This window comes from Pseudomonas sp. LBUM1674 (assembly GCF_059695635.1).
This window is the reverse complement of record NZ_CP166779.1, coordinates 1,342,743-1,365,842: the sequence shown is the minus strand read 5'-3', so window position 1 is coordinate 1,365,842 and position 23,100 is coordinate 1,342,743. Positions and strand designations below refer to the sequence as shown.

Sequence of the window (23,100 nt, the reverse complement as noted above, 5' to 3'; positions counted from 1 at the left end):
GGGGCCCTCAAATTCTGCGTATTTCTTGAGGACGCCTTCGCTGGCTTGCCAGCTCCTACAGGGGATCGGGAACAAGGAGGAAATCATGCGCACCATTCTTTTCAGCAGTCAGACCTACGACCGCGACAGTTTTCTCGCGGCAGCCCTGCCCGCCGGCATCGAGTTGCACTTTCAATCGGCGCGATTGAGCCTCGATACGGTGGCATTGGCGGAGGATCACGCGGTGGTCTGCGCGTTCATCAATGACGACCTCAGCGCCGCGGTGCTCGAACGCCTGGCCGCCGGGGGCACTCGTCTGATCGCGCTGCGTTCGGCTGGTTACAACCATGTCGACCTGGCTGCGGCCAAGCGGCTGGAACTGACGATCGTACGGGTCCCGGCCTACTCGCCCCATGCGGTGGCCGAACATGCGGTGGCGCTGATCCTGGCCCTCAACCGCCGCCTGCACCGCGCCTACAACCGCACCCGCGAAGGCGATTTCACCCTGCATGGCCTGACCGGCTTCGACCTGGTCGGCAAGACCGTCGGCGTGGTCGGCACCGGGCAGATCGGTGCGACCTTCGCCAGAATCATGCATGGCTTTGGCTGCCGGTTGCTGGCGTACGACCCCTGCCCCAATCCTCAGGTCGAAGCCCTCGGTGCCCGTTATTTGAGCTTGCCGCAGTTGCTGGCCGAGTCGCAGATCATCAGCCTGCATTGCCCGCTCAACGAGCAGAGCAAACACTTGATCAACAGCGAGTCACTGGCACACATGCAAGCCGGCGCGATGCTGATCAATACCGGTCGCGGCGGCCTGGTGGATACCCCGGCGCTGATCGATGCGTTGAAAGACGGCCAACTGGGTTATCTGGGGCTGGATGTGTATGAAGAGGAGGCGCAGCTGTTCTTCGAGGATCGCTCCGATCTGCCGCTGCAGGACGATGTGCTGGCGCGCCTGCTGACGTTTCCCAACGTGATCATTACCGCACACCAGGCCTTCCTGACCCGCGAAGCCCTGGGCGCGATTGCTGCGACCACCCTGCAGAACATCGCGGCCTGGGCTGTCGGCAATACTCAGAATCAAGTTGATGCCGGCTGAACCAGATCGAAGGTCATTCGCCCGCGCGGTGCTGCGTTGATGTCCGTGCTAGCATGCCGCGCATAATTGGAGGACCCATGGTCGAACACGATTTCCGCTATAGCCTGATGAACCCGCAACACACCCTCACCGAATGCCGCGCCCTGGTACCGGGGCGTTATCAAGTCACCGGCAACGGCGGCTCGATTCGCAATAACGACGTGTTGGTCGTGACCCTCAAAGGCAGCAAGGACTTGTCCATGCGCCTGACCGTCGAAACGGTTCGCCACCTGATCAACCCGCCCGGCCAATGGGTCGCGGTGGCCAGTGGTCCGGTGTTCGGCGAACTGGCGATCCACACCTGGAACGTCAACTGCGACAGCTGCGCCAAAGCGTTGAGCTTCGAGTTCGCGGTCGACGCCAAGCTGGGCAACAAGGCCGAAAAGCCAGCCGCCACTGCGCGGATTGCCGAGTTGGGCTGGACCACTGCCGGCGAGAAGCACCTGTGCCCGACATGCCAGGAGCCTGCGTGATGAAACGCCTTGTTCTGGGCGCCATGCTTGGCGCCAGCCTGCTGGGCTGCGCCGCCGAACCGGTGAAGTTGCAACAGAACCGCAGCTACATACTGGAGTGGATCGGCGAACGTCCGTTGATGGATTACAGCCACCTGACCATCACCCTCGGTGAAGACGGTCGGGCCTACGGCAACGGCGGCTGCAACCATTGGTTCGCGCCGTACACCCTGGACGGCGACAAGCTGAGCTTCGGCAAGGTCGGCAGCACCCGCAAAATGTGTGCGCCGGCGTTGATGGAGCAGGAGAAGCGTTTTCTCCAGGCGCTGGAAAATGTGCAGCTCTGGGATGTTTCGCCGATCGACCAGATGCGTTTCTGGCCGGCCGAAGGCAAGCCGTTGCGCTGGTGGCTGGAAGAGGGTTGATCCGAAGCAACCTGTAATGATCGTTCCCACGCTCCGTGTGGGAATGCCGCCCGGGACGCTCCGCGTCCCTTCGCAAATCGTGACGCAGAGCGTCAAAGGATGCATTCCCACGCAAAGCGTGGGAACGATCAAGCCGGCTCCTACAGCACGGACGATCAGTTGTTAGCCTGCAACGCCTCCAGCTTCGCCATCACCCCCGCTGCCGTCTGCTCGCCCATCAACTGTTCCCGCACCTTGCCTTTGTCATCGATGATATAGGTCACCGGCAACGCCTCACTGCGCGGCAGTTCGAACAGGTCGGCCGGGTCTTGCGCCAACACCGTGAACTTGATGCCCAACTTCTCACTGGCGCTTCTTAGCTCCTCGCCCTGTACATTGTCGAAGTTGACCCCGAACACGCCGATCTGCTTGTCTTTGAGCTGATCGGCCAGCGCGTTCAACTCCGGGATCTCTGTACGGCACGGCCCGCACCATTCTGCCCAGTAGTTGAGCACCAGCCATTGCTTGTCCAGACGCTCGGCAGCGATTGCCCGACCGTTCTGGTCGATGCCATAGTCGTTGCCACAGCCTCCCAGCACCAACGCCCCGATGATTGCCAATGCCGCCGCCAGTCGTCTTGTCATGTCGTGATCCTTGTCAAAAAAGAATACTGCCGCGACCCATTGCCTCCCAAGGTTCTGGATTACGCGCTGCCCAGTTAGAATAGCCGCCACCTTACGCAAGATGCGACCCGCACATGACCGATCTGACGCTATATCACAACCCGCGCTGCTCGAAATCCCGCGGTGCGCTCGAACTGCTTGAAGCCCGGGGCCTGGCTCCGACTGTGGTCCGTTACCTGGAAACCCCGCTCGACGCCGGGCAAATCCAGAGCCTGCTGACCAAGCTCGGCATCAGCGCCCGGCAACTGCTGCGTACCGGCGAAGACGAGTACAAAACCCTCAATCTGGCCGATAGCAGCCTCAGCGAGGCGCAATTGATCGCCGCCATCGCCGCGAATCCGAAACTCATGGAGCGCCCGATTCTCGAAGTCGGCGACAAAGCCATCATCGGCCGTCCGCCGGAGAATGTGCTGGAGCTGCTGCCGTGAGCGCACCCTATATCCTGGTCCTGTATTACAGCCGCAGTGGCTCGACCAATGAAATGGCCCGGCAGATTGCCCGGGGTGTCGAGCAGGCCGGTCTTGAAGCCCGGTTGCGTACGGTGCCGGCGATTTCTACCGAATGCGAAGCCGTGTCGCCGGACATCCCCGACGAAGGCGCGCTGTACGCCAGCCTCGACGATCTGAAGAATTGCGCGGGCCTGGCCATGGGCAGTCCGACCCGGTTCGGCAACATGGCGGCGCCGCTCAAATACTTCCTCGACGGCACCAGCAACCTGTGGCTGACCGGTGCACTGGTGGGCAAACCGGCCGGGGTATTCACCTCCACCGCGAGCCTGCATGGCGGCCAGGAAACCACGCTGTTGTCGATGATGTTGCCACTGCTGCACCACGGCATGCTGATCACCGGCCTGCCTTACAGCGAATCGGCCTTACTGGAAACCCGCGGCGGCGGCACGCCTTATGGTGCGAGTCACCACGCCGGGGCCGATGGCAAAAGCGGCTTGAATGAACATGAAGTGGCGCTGTGCCGAGCCTTGGGTCTGCGCCTGGCCCGCACTGCACAGAAACTGGAGAGCTGAAGTGGCCAGGAAGCCGAAGATTCTGCCCTCCATCGAATGGCTGGAACCGCGCGTACGAGCGATGCGAGTCATCAGCCTGCTGTGTTTTTTCGGCTTGGTGGGGCTGCTATGCGTCTACTACCTGGCAGTCGCCGACCTGCACGGCGCACGGCCCTGGGTCATTCTGCTGATCGAACTGGTGCCGCTGCTGTTGCTGGCGCCGGGCATGATCACCGGCAGCCCGCGTGGGCATTCGTGGATGTGCTTTGTCGTGAACCTGTATTTCATCAAGGGCGCATTGGCCGCGTTCGACCCGAACCGGCAGCTGTTCGGTTTGCTGGAGATGGGGGCGAGCCTGGCGGTGTTCTGCTCGGCTCTGTTGTTTGTGCGGTGGCGGTTTCAGTTGAATCGCAGGTTGGCCGGAGAAGGCGAGATCTCGGTCGCCTGATAGGCCGCCTTCGCGAGCAGGCTCGCTCCCACAGGGAATTTGCGCCGTTCACAAATCCCCTGTGGGAGCGAGACCGGCTTGCCGGCGATGGGATCGACTCGGTGTCAATGATTGACGGTGTACGCCAGCATCATCGAAATCTGGCTCATCGCCCGCCCGCCACTCTCTTCATGCCACTGGTTGAACACGTGCTGCACCGTGGCCAGGTCCCGCTGGCTGGTCGGCACCTTGTCGACGATCTTCTGCGCATTCAACGCCGCCACCACGTCATAGCTCGGCACAAAGGTATCCTTGCCGACCATGCGCAAGAACCGCGGCGCCGACAACCCGCCCAACTGATGCCCGTGCTTTTTCAGGTAAGTCCACAGGCCGACGATATCGGTCACCGGCCAATCGGCGATCAAGGCGCCGAAGCTGCCCTTCTCATGCGCCACATCAAGGATGAACTGCGCATTGCGCGGCACGCTCTTGAGCTTGCCCAGGTGCCGGATAATCCGCGCATCCTGCATCAACCGCTCCAGGTGTTCGGCACTCATCAGCACGACTTTTTCCGGGTCGAATTTGAAGAACACCTCTTCGAACGACGGCCACTTGGCGTCCACCAGGCTGTGCTTGAGCCCGGCACGGAATACGCGCAGCGCCATGGTCGACAGGTAACGGTCATCACTGATCTTGCGCAATTGCGCCGGGGTCTTGGGAACGGGCAGATGGGCTTCCAGTTCAGCCGCTGAACCAAAGCGGTTCAGACAGTATTCGTGCAGCCACTTGTAATCGCGCATGCCCTCTCCTGAGGATTGAGATGAAACCGACACCTGTAAACAAAGAACCTGTGGGAGCGAGCCTGCTCGCGGATGCGGAGTGTCAGCCACATTGTTGTTGACTGACACTACGCATTCGCGAGCAGGCTCGCTCCCACACATAATTAGTGTCAGAGGTTTACTACGTTGACGAACCGCGAAGCTGCGGTTTCGTCGATCTTGAGGCTGGTGAAGTCGAACAGATTGCGGTCCGCCAATTGCGACGGGATCACGTTCTGCAGGCTGCGGAAAATGCTTTCAGTGCGGCCAGGTGTCTTGCGTTCCCACTCCTGGAGCATGTCCTTGACCACCTGACGCTGCAGGTTTTCCTGGGAACCACAGAGGTTGCACGGGATGATCGGGAATTGCTTGAAGTCGGAGTAGGCCTGGATGTCTTTTTCGTTGCAGTAGGCCAGCGGGCGGATCACCACGTTGCGACCGTCGTCGGCCCGCAGCTTCGGCGGCATGGCCTTGAGCGATCCGTTAAAGAACATGTTCAGGAAGAAGGTCTCGACGATGTCGTCGCGGTGATGGCCGAGCGCCATTTTGGTCGCACCGATTTCGTCGGCGAAGGTGTAGAGCGTACCGCGACGCAGGCGTGAGCACAGCGAACAGGTGGTCTTGCCTTCCGGGATCAGCTCCTTGACCACCGAGTAGGTGTCTTTCTCGACGATGTGGTACTCGATACCCAGCGTCTTGAGGTAAGCCGGCAGTACATGCTCCGGGAAGCCCGGCTGCTTCTGGTCCATGTTCACAGCCACGATCTCGAACCTGATCGGTGCAACCTTCTGCAAGTGCATCAGCACGTCCAGCATGGTGTAGCTGTCCTTGCCTCCGGACAGGCAGACCATGACCTTGTCACCGTCTTCAATCATGTTGAAGTCGGCGACAGCCTCACCGGCCTGGCGGCGAAGGCGCTTTTGCAGTTTGTTCTGGTTGACCGTGAGAGTGCCCATGACGCGAAATCCGTGAGGTGTGACGAAAGGCCGGCATTTTACGCAAAAACCCTTCCGGGGCGAAGTGCCCACCATCCCCCTGTGGGAGCGGGCTTGCTCGTGAAGGCGTTGGATCAGCCAACGTCCAGGTTGGATTTTAAACCGCTTTCGCGAGCAAGCCCCGCTCCCACAGGGATTGAGGTGACAGACCCTTCAGCGATTACCCTCCGCTTTTACAGCGCGATTTGCTCTAAGCCCCCCGTACCTGCGTGGATAAGACCTTTCTATACTGCGACATAAGGTCGCACACATATCCAGACCTTTCCTTACTCGGCCACCTTGGCCCGTAGGCGCTCCACTGGGGGGCGACGGTAAAACAAGAGGAGTGACTGGCATGATCCATCACGTAGTGGGCCTATTCACCCACCCTGACCAAGAATGGAAAGAAATTCGTGGCGATCAGGAGGAAAGCATCAGCCACATGTACCTGACCCACACGCTCATCCTGGCGGCAATCCCGGCGGTGTCGGCGTTTATCGGTACCACACAGGTCGGTTGGGTCATCGGCAATCGAGCGCCGGTGATGCTGACGACAGAGAGTGCGCTATGGATGACGATCATGTCATACCTGGCGATGCTCGGTGGCGTTGCGGTGATGGGCGCATTCATCCACTGGATGGCCCGTACCTATGATGCCAACCCGAGCCTGGCCCGTTGCGTCGCGTTTGCGACCTATACCGCGACACCGTTGTTCATTGGCGGCCTGGCGGCACTGTACCCGCACATGTGGCTGGGGATGATCGTCGGCACCGCGGCCATCTGCTACACGGTGTACCTGCTCTATGTCGGGCTACCGACGTTCATGAACATTCCGTCGGACGAAGGATTTCTGTTTTCAAGTTCGGTACTCGCCGTAGGCCTGGTGGTGCTGGTAGCCATCATGGCGTTCACCGTGATTGTCTGGGGACTCGGCGTGGGGCCGGTCTATACCAATTAACAACGCTGTTTACTAAAAACCAGATCTGCCAATACCGGCCGCCGCAAGGCGGCCTTCTGATGTCTTCAAGGCAGTGGGCAGCCGATGACCATTCGGCGCCTCGACGATTCGCAAGTCCCGAGGGTTGCGGCATACTCGACGTCTCTGGAGATCCATCAAGCATGCCCGAGCACCTCAATTCCCGCGTCGAAGACTGTTTCCAACAAGCTGAATCCTTTTTCAAACGACCTTTCAAACGCCCCGTGGTGAGTCTCAAGCTGCGCGGCCAAAAAGCCGGTGTCGCGCACTTGCACGAGAACATGCTGCGTTTCAATCCGCAGCTGTACCGGGAAAACACCGAAGATTTTCTTAAACAGACCGTGGCCCACGAGGTTGCCCACCTGATCGCCCATCAGTTGTTCGGCGACCGCATCCAGCCCCATGGCGAAGAGTGGCAATTGATCATGCGTGGCGTGTACGAACTGCCGCCCAATCGCTGCCATACCTATGACGTCAAACGCCGCAGGGTGACCCGCTACATCTACAAATGCCCGTGCGCCGACAGCGATTTTCCGTTTTCAGCGCAGCGCCATGGGCTGGTGCGGCAAGGCCGACGGTATTTGTGTCGGCGCTGCCGGAGCACGTTGGTGTTCAGTGGGGAGATGCGGGTCGAGTAGTTGGATTTGTGGTGTCTCGACTGGCCTCTTCGCGGGCAAGCCCGCTCCCACAGGATCTGTGTCGTACACAAAATCTGCAAACGGCACTGCCCCTGTGGGAGCGGGCTTGCCCGCGAAGAGGCCGGTACAGGCGCTATATGACCACCCCGGCACGCCGCAACGCTTCAATCCGCTCAGCGCTATACCCCAACTCCCCCAACACCTGATCGGTATGCTCACCCAGCGCCGCGCCGATATGTCGCGGCTCGGGCAACCCGTCCGAAAACTTCAACGGACAGGCCATCTGCGCTTGGGTCGAGCCGTCGTTGCGCGGCACCTCAGTGACCAGTTGCCGTGATCTCAACTGAGGATGACGAACCGCTTCGCCCAGATTCAATACCGGTTCGACACAGGCATCGAGCTCGGCAAACAGCGCGCACAATTCACCAAAGTCGTGTTTCTCGAATTCGGTCCTCAGTGCTTCCTTGAGTTTCTTCTGCTGCACCGGTTCAGGCGACAATCCCAAAGTCGCCAGCTCCTCCAGCCCCAGCGCCGTACACAGTTGTTTCATGAACGGCGGCTCCAGGCTACCCACTGATAACCAGCGGCCGTCGCGTGTACGGTAATAGTCGTAGAAGCTGCCACCATTGAGCATCTGGTCCTCCCTGTGCGGCTCCGCGCCACAGGCCAGGTAGCCGGCGCCGGCCATGGCGTTCAGACTGAACACGCAATCGGTCATGCTCACGTCCAGATATTGTCCTGACCCGCTTTGTTGACGGGCGATCACCGCTGCCAACAGGCCTATCACCCCATGCAAAGAGCCGCCGGCGACATCCGCCACTTGCATGCCCAAGGGAAAGGGTCCGCTGTCGGCGCGACCGGTGTAACTGGCCAGCCCTGACAGCGCCAGGTAATTGATGTCATGGCCGGCGCGGTTCTTGTAAGGGCCGGTCTGACCGTAACCAGTGATCGAGACGTAGATCAGTTTCGGATTGATCGCCTTCAAGGCTTCATAACCCAGGCCCAGACGCTCCATCACGCCGGGGCGAAACTGCTCCAGCACGATGTCGTAGTCCTGAAGCAATTGCTTGATCACGTCCAGCGCTTCAGGCTGCTTGAGGTCCAGCGCCAGGCTGCGCTTGTTGCGATTGAGGTAGGCGTGGCTGGCCGAGACACCCTGGTCATGGGGCGGCAGCACCCGCAACAGGTCCATGCGGCTCGGCGATTCGATACGCAACACCTCGGCGCCCATGTCCGCCAGCAATAACGAGGCAAACGGCCCAGGCAACAACGTAGAGAAATCCAGAACCTTGAGTGATGCCAGTGGACCGATCATGGGTCTTCTCCGTAAACGATACCCCCAGACTAGGCAGCCATCGGCAATGCGGCAATCACCTTTTGCGTCAGTTGCGGTGACCGTTTCGCTCAAATCGCAGCCCACAAAAAACCCGCCGAAGCGGGTTTTTTGTTGCAGCCTGAATAGCGGTGAAGCGAGCGTTACTTGACGCTGTTCGGGGTTGGGCCTTCGGCCACGCCCAGGTCATCTTCTTCACGCTCGTCGGCGATACCGCGACCACCGGAAGCCAGTTCGGCTTGCATCACATCGACATCCAGTTCCTTGACCCACTTGGCCACCACCAGGGTAGCAACGGCATTGCCCACCAGGTTAGTCAGGGCACGGGCTTCGGACATGAAGCGGTCGATACCCAGGATCAGCGCCAGGCCGGCAACCGGCAGATGGCCGACCGCAGACAGGGTCGCAGCCAGCACGATGAAGCCACTACCGGTCACGCCCGCAGCGCCTTTGGAGGACAGCAGCAATACCACCAGCAGCGTGATCTGATGAGAGAGGTCCATGTGAGTGTCGGTGGCCTGGGCAATAAACACCGCCGCCATGGTCAGGTAGATCGCAGTACCGTCGAGGTTGAATGAGTAACCGGTCGGGATAACCAGGCCTACCACGGATTTCTGCGCGCCCAGACGCTCCATCTTGATCAGCATGCGTGGCAGTACCGATTCCGAGGAGGAAGTACCCAACACGATCAGCAGCTCTTCACGGATATAACGGATCACTTTCAGCACGCTGAAGCCGTGCGCGCGAGCGATACCGCCCAACACCACCAGGACGAACAGCAGGCAAGTGATGTAGAAGCAGGCCATCAACTGACCCAATTGCACCAGCGAGCCGACACCGTAGGCGCCGATAGTGAACGCCATGGCACCGAAGGCACCGATCGGCGCGAGCTTCATGATCATGTTGATGATGTTGAACATCACGTGGGCGAAGCGATCGATGAAGTCCAGGATCGGCTTGCCGTAGGCACCCAGGCGATGCAGGGCGAAACCGAAGATCACCGAGAACATCAGCACTTGCAGGATGTCACCCGTGGCGAACGCGCCGACGATGGTGGACGGGATGACATTCAGGAGGAAGCCGACCACGCTTTGATCGGCACCAGCGGATACGTACTGAGCGACTTTGGAGGCATCCAGGGTGGTGACGTCGATGTGCATGCCGGCACCGGGCTGCACGATGTTGACCACCACCAGACCCACCAGCAGTGCGATGGTCGAAACGATTTCGAAGTACAACAGCGCGTAACCGCCGGTCTTGCCGACCGACTTCATGTTCTGCATGCCGGCGATACCGCTGACAACGGTGCAGAAGATGATAGGCGCGATGATCATTTTGATCAGTTTGATGAACCCGTCACCCAGCGGCTTGAGGGCCACACCAGTCTGCGGGTAGAAGTGACCAAGCAGGATGCCGATGGCGATAGCAACGATCACCTGGAAATACAGGGATTTATACAGTGGCTGACGAGTCGTCATTGCAAAGTTCCTCAAGAGCGTCCCGCGACAACCTCCATCTGTTGTCGACGACACCTCATTTGCGAACCCTCCTGCACTGGAGGGATTTGTTTTGTCGAGCTGCGCAACGGCAGACATCTGCTGGTTGTATCGCAAAGCCCGTGCCACCTTCGGCGAAATGCCCGCAAGCCTTCCGACATCAAGGGTTACAGGTTTTTCCTGGACACTGAACAATCACGGTAGCGTGGCGGAATACCGCCAATCGACCAAATCGCGTCCTGCAATTTGGCGGATATCCGCCTTGTTGATCTCCCTTGCGCCCGGCTACCATCCGCTGCTCAATGGACGGACCTGCCTCTATGCGCGAACGCACCATCGCCAGTCATTTCGCCCGCGCCGCCCTGGGAGGGGCGCGCCGGCGTGGGTACGACTATTCGAACCTGCTGCTGCGATTGGGGATCAGCGCCGAATTGCTCGACGAGCCGCGTGCACGCATCGCGCCCGAGCAGTTCACCCGGTTGATCCAGGGATTGTGGCTGGCACTGGACGACGAGTACCTGGGTTTCGGATCGGCCCCGAGCAAACCAGGCAGCTTCGCGATGATGTGCCATGCGGTGATCCACTGCCGCAACCTGGAAAGCGCCCTCAATCGCGGCTTATTGTTTTATCGCTTATTCCCCGGGGCTCCGCGCCTGAGCCTGACCCGCGAAGACGAATGGGTGCGCCTGAGCCTCGACGATGCGCAGCTGTGGGACCCGGATCATTTCCTCAGCGAGAGCCTGCTGATGATCTGGCATCGGCTTGGCAGCTGGATGATCGGCCAGCGCATTCGTCTGGAGCAGGCAACCTTCAGCTATCCAAGGCCCGAACACGGCGCGGAATATGATTTGCTGTTTTCATGCCCCCAGCAGTTCAAGGCGGCGCAGAGCAGCCTGCTGTTTCACAACCGCTACCTGAGCATGCCGCTGTTGCAGGACGAGCGAACCCTCAAGCGTTTCCTCGAACGGTCCCCGGCCGACCTGCTGTCGCGCCCGGATGACGGCGACAGCCTGAGTAGCCAGCTGCGGCGTCTGCTCAGCCGCGACAGTGCATGCTGGCCTGACCTGGAATCGGTGGCCGCGCACCTGCACATCAGCCCGCAGACGCTGCGTCGACACTTGCGTGAAGAGGGTTCGAGTTTTCAGGAACTGAAGGACCAGTTGCGCCGGGACATTGCGATTTATCACTTGGGGCGTGCGGATCTGTCGTTGCAACAGATTGCCGAGCAGCTGGGGTTTTCCGAGCCTTCGGCGTTTCACCGGGCGTTCAAGAAGTGGACGGGATTGACGCCGGGGGCCTACCGCGCCCGGGAGAACTGAGCTCCGGGGCCAGGCTCTAGGGTGAACTCACTGGCCTCATCGCGGGCTTGCCCGCGATGAGGCCCGAAAGAACCCTGCATGACTCAGGTCATACCACCGGAATCTGAATCCGGAACGCCGCCCCGCCCAGGGGTGAATCATCCAGGGTCAGCTTCGCGCTGTAGCTTTCGATGATGTCCTTGACCACCGCCAGGCCTATGCCCTGCCCCGGATGCTGGCGGTCCAGGCGTTCGCCGCGCTGCAGAATCCGCGCGCGCTGATCTGGCGGCACCCCGGGGCCGTCATCCTCGACGCACAACTCGATCCCGTCCTGGGTCGCGCGCGCGCTGATGCGCACTTCGCCGAGACACAGGCGATAGGCGTTTTCCAGTAGATTGCCCAACATCTCCAGCAAGGCGCCCTGCTCGATCGGCACATGACACGGCTCCGGCAGATCGATGGTCACCCGCACCTGCTTGTCGCGATAAACCTTGTCCAGCGTGTCGCAAAGGCTCTGCAATACCGGACGCAACCGCACCTGATGTCGCACAAGTCCGCTTTTGCGCAGGCTGGCGCGCTGTAGCTGGTAACCGATCTGCTGGCTCATGCGCTCGATCTGGGTTTGCAGGACCCAGGCCTGATCGCGATCCGCTGGCCGCAGGGCCATGTCCTCGCTGACGCCTTGCAGCACTGTCAGCGGGGTTTTCAAGCTGTGGGCCAGATCATCCAGGGAATCGCGATAGCGGCTTCGCTGTTCGCGCTCGCCGCACAGCAAGCGGTTCAGGGAGCCGGTCAGGCGCAGCAATTCGCTGGGGTGTTGTTCGCTGAGGCTTTCGCGGGTGCCGCTTTCGATCTCGTCCAGTTCCTGACTCAACCGGCGCAACGCCTGCAAGCCCCAGGTCAGACCGATCCACAGCAACGCCAGCAACACCAGCAAGGCCGCGCCGAAGCCCAGGTAAAGGTTTTCCCGCAGGCCTTCGAGGGTGATTTCGTAGTCGCGCAGCGGTTGCAGCGCGACAAAACTGAACGCTGCACTTTTGCCGCCGAGCAGTTTGACCTCGACGTCATAGACGAAGAATTCCTGACCACTGTCTTCGCGAATCCTCGCGAACTCGTTACCGTGCCCGTCGTAACGCGGTGTGTAATTGATGTTCTCTTCGAGGGTGTCTTTCGAGCGCCAGACCAGACGACCTTCACGGTTGTAGATATAACCGAGCAAACGGCCGTCGGCCAGGTTGAAGCGCTCGTCGGGCAACTGTGCCGGCATCTGCAGGCGGTTGTTCTCCACCCGCGCGGCGGAGATCAACGTGGTGACGTCCGACGCCAGGCGCTGCTCGATAGCGTCCTGCAATGCCAGGCTGAATGCGCCCTGCATCGCCGGCAGCAACGCGAGCATGAACATTATCGCCAGGATCGTGGCGGCGAGCATCAGACGAATTCGCAGAGAACTGATCAAGTGCAGCGCTCATTAAACAGGTAGCCGAGGCCACGCACGGTATTGATCGGCTTGAAGCCGGTGGGTCCCTCCAGCTTTCGGCGCAGCCGGCCGACCAGTACTTCGATCACGTTCGGATCGCGCTCGCCGTCATCGGGGTAAAGCTGCTCCATCAAGCGGTCCTTGGGCACCACCTGCTGGTGATGGCGCATCAGGTACTCGAGAATCCGGTACTCATACGCCGTCAGCGCCAGCGGCTGATCATCGAGGGACGCCTGCTTGCGATTGAGGTCCAGCAGCAGCGGCCCGGCAACAATCGTCGACTGGGTGAACCCGCTGGAACGACGGAGCAAGGCATTGAGCCGAGCCTCCAGCTCTTCGAACTGGAACGGCTTGACCACATAGTCGTCGGCCCCGGCCGCAAGGCCTTCGACCTTGTCCTGCCAGTTGCCGCGAGCGGTGAGGATCAAGATCGGAAAGGTCTTGCCCTGCGAGCGCAACTGACGGATCAGGTCCAGCCCGCCCATGCCCGGCAAGCCGAGATCGATGACCGCCAGGTCATGGTTGAACTGCCCGGCCTGATACAGCGCTTCGGTGGCGTTGGCCACGGACTCGACCACATGGCCGCTATCCGTCAGGCGGGTTTGCAGGTGATGGCGCAACAGCGCTTCATCTTCGACGACCAGCAGTTTCATAACGCCCTCCCGGGCAAATCAACATCTTGAGACACGAACGGCGCACCTCGATAACTGACAGGTCGACGCCGGATCAGCCTCCTGGGTTGATCCGGTGCCGGCTTGCCGCGAACGCTTTTTAGAAAGCGTAATTAGCGGAGATGTACGCCTGGGAACTGCTGTTCATGCTCAGCGAACCCTGTTTGCTGCCGCTGTGGTCGCGCATCTCGGTGCCGGGATTGCTGCGCAGGTAACGGTAACCCAGTTCAACCGACGTGTTTCGCGAAACCTGTTGCAAAACGCCCGCCTGCGCACCATAGGTGTAACCGACGTTGGTGTCGCGGCTGAAGCCTGTCGATTCCTGACTCACTTTGGTCAACCCCGCCGAGACGCCACCGAACAGCTTGGTGCTGCCACCCCCCGGGTAGAACAGATCGTAGCTGCCCAGCAGGTTTTCCTGACGCAGTTTAATGCCATTGTGCGACCCCGACACATTGTCGTAAGTGGCGTAGTAGCGGCCCTGGCTGTTTTGCCGACCCAGGCGCACGCCCCAGGTATTATCCTTGTCGATCACACCGTTGGCGTTCGGGCGGTCGAGGTTATCGCTCAAGGCGCGGGACTTTTTGACCTTGTCGCTGGTCTGTCCATAAGTAAGGCCGGCGAAATTGTCGTCGGAGGCGAACGCTGCCGTGCTCGCGCCCAGTACGGTGATTGCCAGAAGCAGTTTTTTGAATCCAGTCATGGGTGAAACTCCTCGTGAGTGACGTGTTGTTTGGCTATGGGGCAAGATTACTGACCCCGCCCTGAACGCCCCCTGAACACGCGCTTAACCTGAACTGAACCAGATCCATCCAGCTGAACCGCGAATGGCCGCACCGCAGTTTTACGACAGCACTACCCAGCACCCGGGCAACCCGGCAAAATGCCCGACATGAATCCCGCTCCCGCCCTACCCGTCTGCTGCACCCCACTCGATGCCGATTGGCCGCTACCCTTCGTGCTGCCCGATACGGTCCTGTTGGGCACTCACTTCGATACCGCACAATTGGCCAGCGATGATTTTCAACGCAGTGCCATCGAGCCGCCGGCCAGCATCCAGCGCTCGGTCGCCAAGCGCCAGGCGGAGTTTCTCGCCGGACGGGTCTGCGCTCGGGCGGCATTGCAAGCACTGGAAGGACTGAACGTTATCCCGGCTATCGGTGAAGACCGGGCACCGGTGTGGCCGTCACATATCGCCGGCTCGATCACCCACAGTACCGGCCGGGCGGCGGCGATTGTCGCGAAGAAAAGCCACTGGCGCGGGCTGGGCATGGACCTGGAAAACCTGCTCGCCCCTGACCGGGCCGAACGCCTGGCCGGGGAAATCCTGACCGCGCCGGAGTTACAGCGTATGAGCACAGGCCGTCGGGATCAGCTGGCGCAGCTGGTGACGCTGACGTTTTCGGTGAAGGAAAGTTTGTTCAAGGCGCTGTACCCGATTGTTCTGCAGCGGTTCTATTTTGAACATGCTGAAGTGCTGGAGTGGAGCGAGGGTGGTGAAGTGCGGCTGCGGTTGCTGACGGATCTGTCCAGTGAATGGCGTAGCGGCACTGAGATGGATGCGCAGTTTGCGGTGAAGGATGGGCAGTTGTTGAGTCTGGTCAGCATCAAGGCCTGAACATTTTCGGTGTTTTGGAGGGCCTCATCGCGAGCAAGCTCGCTCCCACATTGGATCTCCTGTAAACACCTATCTGCTGAACAGCAGAGATCAACTGTGGGAGCGAGCTTGCTCGCGAAGAGGCCCTCAAACGCAACAAAGATCTCAACGCTGCTCCTGATTCCGCGGCCAACTCAAACTGAAACAAGCCCCGCCCAAACTCTTGCTCTTGCTGATCAACGCCCGGCCACCATGCCAATGGATGATCCGTCGCACGATGGACAACCCCAACCCATGCCCGCCCGAAGCACGGGTGCGGCTGTCATCAAGGCGCAGGAACGGGGTGAAGATTTTCTCCCACGAAGATTCCGGCACGCCCGGCCCGTCATCCTCGATGTCCACCCGACAGCGCTGCTGACCCACTTGATAGCTGACAGTTACCCGCGATTGAGCGTGGCGCATGGCGTTGCTCACCAGATTCTGCAACGCCCGGTGCAGGTAGCGTGGCTCGGCCTCGACCCAGGCGTCGTCGCAATCGGCGGCCGACAGGCACAGGCCGCGTTGCACCGTAACTTCCGCCCGCAGCGGTGCCAGTTCCTCGATCACCTGATTGACCAAGGCATCCAGATCGATGCGCTGGAAATTCAACGCCGGCGAGCCCTGCTCCAACCGCGCATAAGTCAACATTTCGTCCACCAGCCGATCAAGATCCTCAATGTCATGGTCCATGCCCTCGCGATACTTCTCCAACGCTTGCGCGGTGGTGGCCGAGCCGATCATCTCCAGGCCAAAACGCAGGCGTGCCACCGGTGTGCGCAACTCATGGGACACCGCGCGTACCAGTTCCCGCTGAATCGCCAACAACTGCTGCAAGTGCTCGGCCATGCCGTTGAACGCCGAGGCCAGGCGCCCTACCGAGTCCGCACCGCGTGCCGGTACCCGGGTTTCCAGGCTGCCCTTGGCGATGCGCGTGGCCGCGGCTTCCAGGCCACGCAAGCGACGCTCCAGCTGACGCACCAATAAATAGACGATCAAGCCGATCAGGCTCAAACCGAGGGCCGCAATCAGCACCAGCCACTCCGGCGGATAAGGATTCATCTGATACAGCGGGCCGATCTCCAATACCCAGGGCGTGCCAACCATGCCGGCAAACACGCGGATCGAATCGCCGCCCTTGCCCAGGGCCATCACCGTATCGCCTTCGGCCACCCGGCGGCTCTGGTCTTCGTCCATGTCGGCCTGGTCGACCGTGACCAGCTGCAGATCAAAGCCGAAGCCCTTCTCTTCCTTTAATTGCGCCAGACGCCCGGGCTGCTCGGCCACCGGGACGCGCACCAGTTCATCCGCCAGCAGGTAAATAGTCGCACGCGCCAATTGCTCGCTGATCTGCTGCACCTCGCCCGTCAGTACCAACTGCTCCTTGTCACTGACCAAGCGGTAAACCTTTGCCGCGTGCGGGCCGGTCTGCTCCACCAGCGCCTGACCACGCAGCACGCGGGTGCGTTGCGTGAGGTCGAGGTCGGTCTGGTCGAAGGTCTTCAACGCCAGGGGAATCCCGAGCAGTCGCTCCCACACCAACAGGGTTCGGTGGCGTTCCGTCGCGTTCATCGGTTGCAGATTGTCGGCCATCAGTGCAAACGTGCCGTGGGCCAGGCGTTCACGGTATTGCTCGCTGCGCACCTGGTTGAGCATGTGCAAGGCCAGTACGCCAAGGACCGCCACCAGAATCAACGCCGCGCACATGCCACCATAGATGCGCAGGAAGATCGAATTCACAGGGTGCAGGCCTCTGGGACGAACAAATAGCCTTTGCTGCGGATGGTCTTGATCAGCCGCGGATGCTCCGGGTCGTCGCCAATCTTGGGGCGAATACGCGAGATGCGCACGTCGATGGAGCGATCCTGGCCGTCATAGCCGATGCCACGCAACGCGGTGAATATTTCTTCCCGGGACAGAATGCGCCCGGCATTGGCCACCAGCAGCCAGAGCAGGTCAAACTCGGCGCTGGTCAGCTCGATGCCGTTGTCATTGAGCCAGGCTTCGCGCAACGCGTTGTCCACCACCAGCGGACCGAATTGCAGGCGCCGAAGCTTTTCCGGGGTGGCTTCGGGTACTTCACTGCGCCGCAGCAAGGCCTGGATGCGCGCCAGCAGCAACCGAGGGCGAACCGGCTTACAGACATAATCGTCGGCACCCAGGTCCAGGCCCAGGATTTGATCGGTGTCGTCGCTACGAGCAGTGAGCATCAGGATCGGGCCATCAAAACGCTCGCGGACCTTGCGGCAGATGCTCAGGCCATCCTCACCCGGCAGCATCAGGTCGAGGATCACCAGGTCCGGCTGCTCATCGATGATGCGGGCCGCGGCCAAGGCGCCATTGCCCTCGATCGACACACGCAGACCGTTGGCTTCCAGGTATTCGCGGGTCAATTCGGCCAGACGCTGATCGTCCTCCACAATCAATACCTGCCAGGCTTCTTGCTCCACGGTGACCTCTGCTTGCCAACAACACGAAATAAGAAAGGATCCGCCCGTCTTTTTGTAATGACCAGGGGGATAAGAATGCGTATGCAGTGGCCGATTGTATAAACGCCACTCGCCGAGAACACAAGCTGGTAAATGCGTTCGGCCGAGCCGGTTTTTTGTGGTAGGGTTCGCGCCCTTAAAAATCCAACGGACCGTTTTCGAACATTGAAAATCCGTGAAAAATGGTCCGCTCCAGTAGAGTCGCGGCCTACACGCACGTTCCAACTTTCACCCACAATTTACGCACAGGTTTATCCACAGGTAGTACGTTGCAACACCCCCCAAAACGCATTATCTTGTACTCCGGCGCGAAAAAAACCCTACATGTAGGGTTTTGCATCAAAAACCAAACACAAACCAGACACCGATTTCAAGCGCTTTTATTGCCTCTGTCCGGTTGAACCAAACGTATTTTCGAAAGACCAAACCGCGCGTGCGGATGGCTACTGTTCTTGAGCCGAAAACGGCGACAACGGTACGGGTGTTGCAGTCAGTTACTGTCACTCAAAAGGATCCCGGTTTCAGGCTCAAGGCCTGGGACCAAAATACTTCGGCATGGAAGCGGCGCCCTGTAGCCCCTTCCTGATCTGTCCCGACGTTGGTATGCCCGGCCACTGGCCGGTTGTAGTGCTTCAGGACGGAACGGTGAGCACCGTGATGGTGCCCAAACAAACATAGAGAATGTGGAGACAACCCCCCATGCAAACCGACACAACTCGCGAGAACCCGCAGGGTACCTTGCCGCAGGCCGCTGATTCGACTTCGGATCTGTCCGCGACCGCGCCGGGTCAACTGCGCGTGATCAAGCGTAACGGCACTGTCGTTCCTTATACCGATGACAAGATTACCGTCGCCATCACCAAAGCGTTCCTCGCAGTTGAGGGCGGCACCGCTGCCGCTTCGTCGCGAATCCACGACACCGTTGCCCGCCTGACCGAACAGGTCACCGCGACCTTCAAGCGTCGCATGCCATCGGGCGGCACCATCCACATCGAAGAAATCCAGGACCAGGTCGAACTGGCCCTGATGCGTGCCGGCGAGCAGAAAGTGGCTCGCGACTACGTGATCTACCGTGACGGCCGCTCGAAAGAACGCGCCGCCCACGCACCGGCCGAGGCCGCGGTCGACGCTCACCCGTCGATCCGCATCACCCGCGCCGATGGCACGTTTGCACCGCTGGACATGGGCCGCCTGAACACCATCGTCACCGAAGCGTGCGAAGGCCTTGCAGAAGTCGACGGCGACCTGATCCAGCGCGAAACCCTGAAGAACCTGTACGACGGCGTGGCCCTGACCGACGTCAACACCGCCCTGGTGATGACCGCCCGTACGCTGGTTGAACGCGAACCGAACTACTCGTTCGTGACCGCTCGCCTGCTGATGGACACCCTGCGTGCCGAAGGCCTGAACTTCCTGGAAGTGGCCGAAAGCGCGACCCACCACGAAATGGTCGACCTGTACGCCAAGGCCCTGCCTGCGTACATCGCCAAGGGTATCCAATTCGAATTGCTGAACCCGGTCCTGGCCACCTTCGACCTGGAAAAACTCGGCAAGGCGATCAACCACGAGCGCGATCAGCAGTTCACGTACCTGGGCCTGCAAACCCTGTACGACCGTTACTTCATCCACAAGGACGGTATCCGTTTCGAACTGCCGCAAATCTTCTTCATGCGCGTGGCCATGGGCCTGGCGATCGAAGAGAAGAACAAAGAAGACCGTGCGATCGAGTTCTACAACCTGTTGTCGTCCTTCGACTACATGTCCTCGACCCCGACCCTGTTCAACGCCGGCACCCTGCGTCCACAGCTGTCGAGCTGCTACCTGACCACCGTGCCGGATGACCTGTCGGGCATCTACCACGCGATCCATGACAACGCCATGCTGTCGAAATTCGCCGGTGGCCTGGGCAACGACTGGACGCCGGTTCGTGCATTGGGCTCGTACATCAAGGGCACCAACGGCAAATCCCAGGGCGTTGTGCCGTTCCTGAAAGTGGTGAACGACACCGCCGTTGCCGTTAACCAGGGTGGCAAGCGCAAAGGCGCTGTCTGTGCCTACCTGGAAACCTGGCACATGGACATCGAAGAGTTCATCGAACTGCGCAAGAACACCGGTGATGATCGTCGTCGTACCCACGACATGAACACCGCCAACTGGATCCCTGACCTGTTCATGAAGCGCGTCTTCGATGACGGCAAGTGGACCCTGTTCTCGCCGTCCGAAGTTCCAGACCTGCACGACCTGACTGGCAAGGCCTTCGAAGAGCGTTACGAGTACTACGAAGCCCTGACCGAGTACCCGGGCAAGGTCAAGCTGTTCAAGACCATCCAGGCCAAAGACCTGTGGCGCAAAATGCTGTCCATGCTGTTTGAAACCGGCCACCCATGGCTGACTTTCAAAGACCCGTGCAACCTGCGCAGCCCGCAGCAGCACGTCGGCGTGGTTCACAGCTCGAACCTGTGCACCGAGATCACCTTGAACACCAACAAGGACGAAATCGCCGTTTGCAACCTGGGCTCGATCAACCTGCCGAACCACATCGTCAACGGCAAGCTGGACACCGCCAAGCTGGAACGCACCGTGAACACCGCCGTGCGCATGCTCGATAACGTGATCGACATCAACTACTACTCGGTGCCGCAAGCGAAGAACTCCAACTTCAAGCACCGTCCGGTCGGTCTGGGCATCATGGGCTTCCAGGACGCTTTGTACCTGCAGCACATTCCTTACGGTTCCGATGCTGCCGTCGAGTTCGCCGACAAGTCGATGGAAGCGGTCAGCTACTACGCGATCCAGGCGTCCTGCGACTTGGCCGACGAGCGCGGCGCCTACGAGACGTTCCAGGGTTCGCTGTGGTCCAAAGGCATCCTGCCGCTGGATTCGCAACAAATCCTGATCGAACAACGTGGCCAGCAGTACATCGATGTCGACCTGAATGAATCCCTGGACTGGGCGCCAGTTCGTGCCCGCGTTCAGAAAGGCATTCGCAACTCCAACATCATGGCCATCGCACCGACCGCGACCATCGCCAACATCACTGGCGTCTCGCAGTCGATCGAACCGACCTACCAGAACCTGTATGTGAAATCGAACCTGTCGGGCGAATTCACCGTGATCAACCCGTACCTGGTTCGCGACCTGAAGGCTCGCGGTCTGTGGGACTCGGTCATGATCAACGACCTGAAGTACTACGACGGTTCGGTGCAGCAGATCGAGCGCATCCCGCAAGAACTCAAAGCGCTCTACGCGACTGCCTTCGAAGTGGACACCAAGTGGATCGTTGACGCGGCCAGCCGTCGTCAGAAGTGGATCGACCAGGCTCAGTCGCTGAACCTGTACATCGCTGGCGCATCGGGCAAGAAGCTGGACGTGACCTACCGCATGGCCTGGTACCGTGGCCTGAAAACCACCTACTACCTCCGTGCCCTGGCCGCAACCAGCACCGAGAAGTCGACCATCAACACCGGCAAGCTGAACGCTGTTTCCAGCGGCGGCAACCACGGTGAAGATTCGGTCCTGGCAGCGCCTGCCGGCCCTGCTCCAGTGCCAAAGGCTTGCGCCATCGACGAGCCGGATTGCGAAGCTTGTCAATAAGCTGAGCCGGTAGACGCCGAAAGGCATTTACCTGAAACCCCCGATGAGCCTCTGGCTTCTCGGGGGTTTTCTTTTGCCTCAAGGAAACGGTATCCGGGCCGCCCCCATCGTCAAAAATTGTTCCTGACAAAAATCCCGGTGATAAAAAAAGCCCCTCTTGCGAGGGGCTCCTTGTAAAGCAATCAGCCCACCAACATCACGCCATCTGAATGATGGTCTGCATGATGGTGCTCTGGGTGGAGATGGTCTTGGCATTCGCCTGGTAGTTGCTCTGACCCTTGATCAAGTCGACCAGTTCGTTGGTCAGGTTGACGTTGGACTCTTCCAGGGCGTTGGATTCGATCATCCCCAGGGTACCGCTTTGCGGCGAATCAAAGCCGGGAATGCCCGACGCATAGGATTCTTTCCAGCTGGAGCCACCAATAGGCTGCAAACCTTGTTCGTTGGTGAAGCTGGCGAGCGAGATCTGACCGATAGCCTTGGTTTGGTAGTTGCTGAAGTTGGCCAGCAACACCCCGCTACCGTCGATGGTCAGGCTGGTGATCTGGCCGGTGGCGTAACCGTCCTGCGCAGGAATCGAACGCGCGGTATCGGCGTTGAACTGGGTGGTGTTGCCCATGGAGATGGTCAAGCCCTCCGGGTTGGCCGCGGCGCCGTTGGCCTTCCAGACGCCGGCGGTCACAGTGCCCGGAGTCCAGTTCATGATCTTCAGATCGCTGCTGATGGTCGGCGCGGGAGTCGGGACAGTTGGCGGAATGGTGACCGGTGCCGGAGTGCTCACCTGAGTCAGCTTGCCGCTCGAATCGAACGTCATGGTCGAAGGGATCGCAGGGGTGGCGGGGGTACCAGGGATGACTGGAGTAGTAGGGGTAGCAGGGGTTTCAGGAATAGCAACGGCAGCAGGGTCGGTGCCATCCGGGTTGCGGCCATCGATCAGGGTGTAGGTGTCCCAGGTATTAGGGCCCGTCTTGACCATGTATTGATCCATGACGTGCTGGTTACCCTGGCTGTCGAAAACCGGGGTGCTGAACTGCTTGGTGAAGGTGGCCTGCTTGGACGGATCGAACTTGTTGGCGGCAATCGACTGATCGATCACGTCCGCCGTGGAGTTCAGGTTGATCGTCGACGAAACGGTGCTGGTGGACTTCGGTGCCAGGTTGGACGTGTCGATGCGCAGGTCGGTCAACACACCGCTCTGAATCTTGCCATTGGCATCCACACCGTAGCCCTGCAGACGCGAAGAGCCGTCGGTGTTGGTGACGTAACCTTCCTTGTCGACCTTGAACGTACCGGCACGGGTGTAGGACAGCGAACCGCTGTTATTCAGTACGAAGAAGCCGGAGCCGTTGATGCCCATGTCCAGCACGTTACCGGTGTTGTTGATGTCGCCCTGGGTGAACTGCTGGGCAACGTTAGCCAGGCGCACCCCGCTACCAACGGCCTTGCTACCGGTGCCCAGCTTGCTTGCCGAGTAAACGTCCTGGAATTCGGCACGGGACGATTTGAAACCGGTGGTCGCGACGTTGGCGATGTTGTTGCCGGTCACGTCCAGTTGTTTGTTGGCTGCATAGAGACCGCTAAGGCCGATATTGAAAGACATACTCCACTCCTTTATGCCGT

22 protein-coding genes are annotated in these 23,100 nt (G+C 60.1%); 11 read left to right on the top strand and 11 right to left on the bottom strand.

All coding sequences use genetic code 11. From position 1 onward, the window contains the following. Window positions 1-85: 85 nt before the first annotated feature. The 3 genes from ACA067_RS06325 to ACA067_RS06315 all read left to right on the top strand — a co-directional run bounded on the left by ACA067_RS06325 (window position 86) and on the right by ACA067_RS06315 (window position 1,994). A complete protein-coding gene (locus ACA067_RS06325; protein ID WP_497461036.1) occupies window positions 86-1,078 on the top strand; it encodes a 2-hydroxyacid dehydrogenase in 993 nt (330 codons plus the stop codon). Window positions 1,079-1,155: 77 nt separating this feature from the next. Further along, window positions 1,156-1,590 (top strand): hypothetical protein, encoded by a 435-nt coding sequence (locus ACA067_RS06320; protein WP_307342060.1) that lies wholly within the window; start codon window positions 1,156-1,158, stop codon window positions 1,588-1,590. Continuing rightward, window positions 1,590-1,994 carry an META domain-containing protein gene (locus ACA067_RS06315; protein WP_497461035.1) on the top strand — a complete coding sequence of 135 codons (405 nt, stop codon included), beginning with the start codon at window positions 1,590-1,592 and terminating at the stop codon, window positions 1,992-1,994. The genes ACA067_RS06320 and ACA067_RS06315 overlap by 1 nt, the downstream gene beginning before the upstream one ends. 155 nt (window positions 1,995-2,149) lie before the next feature. On the opposite strand, the gene ACA067_RS06310 is transcribed toward ACA067_RS06315, so the two are convergent. Next, the gene (locus ACA067_RS06310; protein WP_497461034.1) at window positions 2,150-2,617 is read right to left on the bottom strand and encodes a TlpA family protein disulfide reductase; all 468 of its coding nucleotides are present in this window, start codon (window positions 2,615-2,617) and stop codon (window positions 2,150-2,152) included. Window positions 2,618-2,730: 113 nt separating this feature from the next. Between ACA067_RS06310 and arsC the strand changes: the two genes are divergently transcribed. From arsC to ACA067_RS06295, 3 genes are read left to right on the top strand one after another with little or no spacing between them, the layout of a single operon-like run. Then, window positions 2,731-3,084, top strand: coding sequence for an arsenate reductase (glutaredoxin) (gene arsC / locus ACA067_RS06305; protein WP_497461033.1), 354 nt, complete (start codon window positions 2,731-2,733; stop codon window positions 3,082-3,084). Further along, a complete protein-coding gene (gene wrbA, locus ACA067_RS06300) occupies window positions 3,081-3,677 on the top strand; it encodes an NAD(P)H:quinone oxidoreductase (RefSeq protein ID WP_064676288.1) in 597 nt (198 codons plus the stop codon). Before arsC ends, wrbA begins: the two co-directional genes overlap by 4 nt. Window position 3,678: 1 nt before the next feature. Next, window positions 3,679-4,104, top strand: coding sequence for a DUF2069 domain-containing protein (locus tag ACA067_RS06295; protein ID WP_497461032.1), 426 nt, complete (start codon window positions 3,679-3,681; stop codon window positions 4,102-4,104). A gap of 104 nt (window positions 4,105-4,208) precedes the next feature. Here ACA067_RS06295 and ACA067_RS06290 read toward each other — a convergent pair whose 3' ends face one another. Together ACA067_RS06290 and ttcA are read right to left on the bottom strand one after the other, a co-directional pair. Then, a complete protein-coding gene (locus tag ACA067_RS06290) occupies window positions 4,209-4,883 on the bottom strand; it encodes a DNA-3-methyladenine glycosylase I (RefSeq protein WP_497461031.1) in 675 nt (224 codons plus the stop codon). Window positions 4,884-5,032: 149 nt separating this feature from the next. After that, complete coding sequence (ttcA, locus tag ACA067_RS06285) at window positions 5,033-5,857, bottom strand: tRNA 2-thiocytidine(32) synthetase TtcA (RefSeq protein WP_497455649.1); 825 nt, start codon at window positions 5,855-5,857, stop codon at window positions 5,033-5,035. 373 nt (window positions 5,858-6,230) lie between these two features. Here ttcA and ACA067_RS06280 point away from each other — a divergent pair, with 373 nt between their 5' ends. Both ACA067_RS06280 and ACA067_RS06275 read left to right on the top strand, forming a co-directional pair. Beyond that, the gene (locus tag ACA067_RS06280; RefSeq protein WP_017340184.1) at window positions 6,231-6,833 is read left to right on the top strand and encodes a Yip1 family protein; all 603 of its coding nucleotides are present in this window, start codon (window positions 6,231-6,233) and stop codon (window positions 6,831-6,833) included. A gap of 161 nt (window positions 6,834-6,994) precedes the next feature. Beyond that, complete coding sequence (locus ACA067_RS06275; RefSeq protein ID WP_497461030.1) at window positions 6,995-7,489, top strand: SprT family zinc-dependent metalloprotease; 495 nt, start codon at window positions 6,995-6,997, stop codon at window positions 7,487-7,489. 133 nt (window positions 7,490-7,622) lie between these two features. Here the strand turns inward: ACA067_RS06275 and ACA067_RS06270 are convergent, their stop codons facing one another. After that, window positions 7,623-8,804 (bottom strand): CaiB/BaiF CoA transferase family protein, encoded by a 1,182-nt coding sequence (locus ACA067_RS06270; protein WP_497461029.1) that lies wholly within the window; start codon window positions 8,802-8,804, stop codon window positions 7,623-7,625. A 161-nt stretch (window positions 8,805-8,965) separates the two neighbouring features. Then, entirely contained in the window at window positions 8,966-10,300 is a 1,335-nt protein-coding gene (locus tag ACA067_RS06265) for a dicarboxylate/amino acid:cation symporter (protein ID WP_150746736.1), read from the bottom strand. A 338-nt stretch (window positions 10,301-10,638) separates the two neighbouring features. Between ACA067_RS06265 and ACA067_RS06260 the strand changes: the two genes are divergently transcribed. Then, window positions 10,639-11,637, top strand: coding sequence for an AraC family transcriptional regulator (locus ACA067_RS06260; RefSeq protein ID WP_497461028.1), 999 nt, complete (start codon window positions 10,639-10,641; stop codon window positions 11,635-11,637). An 88-nt stretch (window positions 11,638-11,725) separates the two neighbouring features. On the opposite strand, the gene ACA067_RS06255 is transcribed toward ACA067_RS06260, so the two are convergent. The 3 genes from ACA067_RS06255 to ACA067_RS06245 all read right to left on the bottom strand — a co-directional run bounded on the left by ACA067_RS06255 (window position 11,726) and on the right by ACA067_RS06245 (window position 14,467). Further along, a complete protein-coding gene (locus tag ACA067_RS06255) occupies window positions 11,726-13,072 on the bottom strand; it encodes an ATP-binding protein (protein ID WP_497461027.1) in 1,347 nt (448 codons plus the stop codon). Beyond that, window positions 13,069-13,746: a response regulator gene (locus ACA067_RS06250; RefSeq protein WP_497461026.1), complete on the bottom strand. Its 678-nt coding sequence runs from the start codon at window positions 13,744-13,746 to the stop codon at window positions 13,069-13,071. Before ACA067_RS06250 ends, ACA067_RS06255 begins: the two co-directional genes overlap by 4 nt. 118 nt (window positions 13,747-13,864) lie before the next feature. Beyond that, window positions 13,865-14,467, bottom strand: a complete 603-nt coding sequence (locus ACA067_RS06245; RefSeq protein ID WP_497461025.1) for a hypothetical protein — start codon at window positions 14,465-14,467, stop codon at window positions 13,865-13,867. Between the two features lie 189 nt (window positions 14,468-14,656). Here ACA067_RS06245 and ACA067_RS06240 point away from each other — a divergent pair, with 189 nt between their 5' ends. Beyond that, a complete protein-coding gene (locus ACA067_RS06240) occupies window positions 14,657-15,382 on the top strand; it encodes a 4'-phosphopantetheinyl transferase family protein (RefSeq protein WP_497461024.1) in 726 nt (241 codons plus the stop codon). Between the two features lie 144 nt (window positions 15,383-15,526). On the opposite strand, the gene ACA067_RS06235 is transcribed toward ACA067_RS06240, so the two are convergent. Next, window positions 15,527-17,137, bottom strand: a complete 1,611-nt coding sequence (locus ACA067_RS06235; RefSeq protein ID WP_497461023.1) for an ATP-binding protein — start codon at window positions 17,135-17,137, stop codon at window positions 15,527-15,529. After that, window positions 17,134-17,847, bottom strand: a complete 714-nt coding sequence (locus ACA067_RS06230) for a response regulator (protein WP_497461022.1) — start codon at window positions 17,845-17,847, stop codon at window positions 17,134-17,136. The genes ACA067_RS06235 and ACA067_RS06230 overlap by 4 nt, the downstream gene beginning before the upstream one ends. A 738-nt stretch (window positions 17,848-18,585) precedes the next feature. Here ACA067_RS06230 and ACA067_RS06225 point away from each other — a divergent pair. After that, complete coding sequence (locus ACA067_RS06225; RefSeq protein ID WP_497461021.1) at window positions 18,586-21,480, top strand: ribonucleoside-diphosphate reductase subunit alpha; 2,895 nt, start codon at window positions 18,586-18,588, stop codon at window positions 21,478-21,480. 196 nt (window positions 21,481-21,676) lie between these two features. Here ACA067_RS06225 and flgE read toward each other — a convergent pair whose 3' ends face one another. Continuing rightward, window positions 21,677-23,080: a flagellar hook protein FlgE gene (gene flgE, locus ACA067_RS06220; RefSeq protein WP_497461020.1), complete on the bottom strand. Its 1,404-nt coding sequence runs from the start codon at window positions 23,078-23,080 to the stop codon at window positions 21,677-21,679. Window positions 23,081-23,100: the final 20 nt, after the last annotated feature.

What these genes read in the sequence shown, in the direction of transcription:
- ACA067_RS06325 (WP_497461036.1), top strand. Translation starts at nt 86, where the DNA reads ATGCGCACCATTCTTTTCAGCAGTCAGACCTACGACCGCGACAGTTTT.
- ACA067_RS06320 (WP_307342060.1), top strand. Translation starts at nt 1,156, where the DNA reads ATGGTCGAACACGATTTCCGCTATAGCCTGATGAACCCGCAACACACC.
- ACA067_RS06315 (WP_497461035.1), top strand. Translation starts at nt 1,590, where the DNA reads ATGAAACGCCTTGTTCTGGGCGCCATGCTTGGCGCCAGCCTGCTGGGC.
- ACA067_RS06310 (WP_497461034.1), bottom strand. Translation starts at nt 2,617, where the DNA reads ATGACAAGACGACTGGCGGCGGCATTGGCAATCATCGGGGCGTTGGTG.
- arsC (WP_497461033.1), top strand. Translation starts at nt 2,731, where the DNA reads ATGACCGATCTGACGCTATATCACAACCCGCGCTGCTCGAAATCCCGC.
- ACA067_RS06290 (WP_497461031.1), bottom strand. Translation starts at nt 4,883, where the DNA reads ATGCGCGATTACAAGTGGCTGCACGAATACTGTCTGAACCGCTTTGGT.
- ttcA (WP_497455649.1), bottom strand. Translation starts at nt 5,857, where the DNA reads ATGGGCACTCTCACGGTCAACCAGAACAAACTGCAAAAGCGCCTTCGC.
- ACA067_RS06280 (WP_017340184.1), top strand. Translation starts at nt 6,231, where the DNA reads ATGATCCATCACGTAGTGGGCCTATTCACCCACCCTGACCAAGAATGG.
- ACA067_RS06275 (WP_497461030.1), top strand. Translation starts at nt 6,995, where the DNA reads ATGCCCGAGCACCTCAATTCCCGCGTCGAAGACTGTTTCCAACAAGCT.
- ACA067_RS06270 (WP_497461029.1), bottom strand. Translation starts at nt 8,804, where the DNA reads ATGATCGGTCCACTGGCATCACTCAAGGTTCTGGATTTCTCTACGTTG.
- ACA067_RS06265 (WP_150746736.1), bottom strand. Translation starts at nt 10,300, where the DNA reads ATGACGACTCGTCAGCCACTGTATAAATCCCTGTATTTCCAGGTGATC.
- ACA067_RS06260 (WP_497461028.1), top strand. Translation starts at nt 10,639, where the DNA reads ATGCGCGAACGCACCATCGCCAGTCATTTCGCCCGCGCCGCCCTGGGA.
- ACA067_RS06250 (WP_497461026.1), bottom strand. Translation starts at nt 13,746, where the DNA reads ATGAAACTGCTGGTCGTCGAAGATGAAGCGCTGTTGCGCCATCACCTG.
- ACA067_RS06245 (WP_497461025.1), bottom strand. Translation starts at nt 14,467, where the DNA reads ATGACTGGATTCAAAAAACTGCTTCTGGCAATCACCGTACTGGGCGCG.
- ACA067_RS06240 (WP_497461024.1), top strand. Translation starts at nt 14,657, where the DNA reads ATGAATCCCGCTCCCGCCCTACCCGTCTGCTGCACCCCACTCGATGCC.
- ACA067_RS06225 (WP_497461021.1), top strand. Translation starts at nt 18,586, where the DNA reads ATGCAAACCGACACAACTCGCGAGAACCCGCAGGGTACCTTGCCGCAG.
- flgE (WP_497461020.1), bottom strand. Translation starts at nt 23,080, where the DNA reads ATGTCTTTCAATATCGGCCTTAGCGGTCTCTATGCAGCCAACAAACAA.